This window comes from Thioclava sp. NG1 (assembly GCF_003122275.1).
GTDB classification, from domain to species: Bacteria; Pseudomonadota; Alphaproteobacteria; order Rhodobacterales; family Rhodobacteraceae; genus Thioclava; species Thioclava nitratireducens.
The window spans coordinates 1-2,786 of record NZ_QFBB01000027.1 but is presented as its reverse complement, the minus strand read 5'-3'; the positions used below and the strand labels follow the sequence as shown (position 1 = coordinate 2,786).

The 2,786-nt window shown below is 63.0% G+C and carries 1 protein-coding gene; it reads left to right on the top strand.

All coding sequences use genetic code 11. The features are described from left to right. The first annotated feature begins 212 nt into the window (after window positions 1-212). On the top strand, window positions 213-2,429 hold the full coding sequence (locus DEM26_RS20090; RefSeq protein ID WP_109173298.1) for a polysaccharide biosynthesis tyrosine autokinase: 2,217 nt from the start codon (window positions 213-215) through the stop codon (window positions 2,427-2,429). The last annotated feature ends 357 nt before the right edge of the window (window positions 2,430-2,786 follow it).

The following is a 2,786-nucleotide window of genomic DNA, read 5'->3' as shown; positions in this document are numbered from 1 at the left end:
TGGGCGGGCGGGTGATGCTGTTCGATCAATGGATGGGCAGCAAGGGGATCGCCGACCCGTACCGCGAGCCGATCGAGGCTCATCGCAAGGCATTTACCGAGATTTCCGCCGCGAGCGAGGCATGGGTCTCGCGCCTCGCGCCGAAACGGTGAGCGGCGTAACTGGCGGCGCGCGTGGGTTTGGATAAGCATTTGAGAAATTGAGCGGGACAGATGAAGCAAATTTCCGAGATAACCCAGAGACATGCTGCGCAGCCCGAGGTCGAGGATGACGAAATCGACCTGATGGCGCTTGCCGGCGCGCTTTTGGGGGGCTGGAAATGGATCGCGCTGGCCTTTGCCCTGGCTGTGATCCTCGGCGCTTTCGTCGCGCTGCGCAAACCGGTGGTCTACGAGGCGAACGGCCTGTTGCAGCTCGAGCAGTCGCAAAACGGTCTGTCGGCGCTTCCGGAGTCGATGCAGACGCTTCTCGGCAGCGATGTTGGCGGCAAATCGCAGGCCGAGACCCAGATCGCGATCATGTCGTCGCGGCTGGTGCTGGGCGATGCGGCGAACAAGCTCGACCTGCAGAACTTCGTCATTCCGCGCCGGCTGCCGCTTATCGGCATGCTTCCCGCGAACCTGCACTTGCCCGATCCGGGCCTGTTCACCCAATACCAGTGGAACGCAGAGACGGTTCAGATCGGTAAGCTGAAAGTGCCCGCTCAATGGCAGGGAGAGCCGATGACGCTGACCGTGACCGGCGCGGACAGCTATCGCGTCACGCTGCTCGACGGCACCGAAGTCAGCGGTACGGTCGGCCACGAAGTTACCGCGCGCGATGGCGATTTCGCGCTTGCGCTATCCGAGATGGATGCCCCGGTCGGCCGCGAGTTCTACATCGGGCGCCGCTCTCTCAACGCGACGATTCAGGCGATGCGCGAAAACTTTTCGGTCTCCGAAAGCCCGCGCGGTTCGAACATCCTGCATACCGCGTATCAGGACACCGACCGCCAGCGCGCGGAAGAGATCCTCAACGCGATCGCGGCGTCTTTCGTGGACCAGAATATCGAGCGCAATTCGGCCTCCGCCGAGAACAGCCTCGAATTCATCCAGAAGCAATTGCCCGAGGCGCGCAAGAACGTGTCCGAGGCGGAGCAGGCGCTCAATGCCTATCGCCAGAAGCAGAAATCGGTCGACGTGAAATACGAGACCCAGGCCCTGTTGGAGCGCGTCACGAAGATCGAGGGGGAACTGTCCGCGCTCGATCTGAAAGAGGCCGAGCTGAAGAACCAGTACACGGTCAACCACCCCGCCTATCAGGCGCTGCTGCAAAACCGCAAGGAACTGCAAGCGCAGCTGGAACAGGCGAAGAAGGCGACCCAAGGGCTGCCGGAGACGCAGAAGGACATCTTCAACCTGCAGCGTAACCTCGAAGTGGCGCAGCAGGTCTACACCCAGCTTCTCAACCGATCGCAGGAATTGCAGGTCGTGCGCGCCTCGACTGTCGGTTCGGTGCGCGTGATCGACAAAGCCTATGCGAGCATCATCCCGGTCGCGCCGCGCAAATCTCGGATCGTCGCGCTGGCGGGGATACTGGGTCTCATCATCGGCGCAGCCTACGTTCTGATCCGTCGCGCGCTGCGTCACGGAATCAAGGGCGCCGAAGAGATCGAAGCGCTCGGTCTGCCAGTCTTCGCAACCGTTCCCTTCGCCAAGGAGGCGTCCGATCTACGTCACCGCAAGGGCGACCTGCCGATCTTCGCGCTTGAACATTCAGACGCCGTGACGACCGAAGCGCTGCGATCCCTGCGCACTTCGCTGCATTTCGGGCTACTGGATGCGCAGACCAACTCGATCCAGGTGACCTCGGCCGCGCCGGGGGTGGGCAAGACCTTCCTTTCGATCAACCTCGCCGTAGTCGCGGCGCAAGCGGGGCAGCGAGTTTGTCTGATCGATGCAGATATGCGCAAAGGCTATCTCGCGCGGTTCCTGCATCTGCCGAAGACGGTGGAGGGCCTTTCGGATTATCTCGGCCACGAGAAGGCGCTGGAAGAGGTAATGCGCGACGGGCCGGTCGAGGGGCTGAAGTTGATCACCTCGGGCCGCTACCCTCCGAACCCGTCGGAACTGCTGATGCGGGCCGAGTTCGGGACCATGCTTCGCCAGCTCGACAGCGAGTTCGATCTCATCATCGTCGATGCGCCGCCCGCGCTTGCGGTCACCGATCCGGTGGTGATCGGGCGCTCCGTAGGCGCGAGCATCGTGATCGCGCGCCATCTCGAGACGATGCAGGGCGCGGTGCGTGCCGTGCAGGCGAGCTTCGAGGCGGCGGGCACGTCGATCACGGGCGCGGTCCTCAACGGCTTCAAGGCCGAGGCGGCCGAGCGTTATGGCGGTCATTACCAATATCACTATAACTACCGCTACAGCTACAAATCCGACGATTGAGCAGGGCCCTCCCGGTCCGTGACCGGGGCGGGAGGCGCGACTGCTGCGAAAACTGCTGGGCCGGGCGAAAATCTAGAAGCTCGGGATCACCACGCCCGAACCGCGACCAGGCCGCCATGGCATCCCCGGGAGCGGGTGCCGCATTTGTTGAAACCGATCGCCACGCGCGGGAGGGAAGGCGGTTGCGCGGAAGCGGCGCGATCCGGCATGGCGACGTCGGGAGCAATGGAGCGGCCAAAACGTGGCCTCTCCTTACCCATCTTGCGCGGATTGTTTCGATCGCGCTTTGCGCGCGTTGGGAGGCCCCTTACATCCGCAGGCGGAAGTAGCTCATCTCGATATTGCTCTCCATGCCGG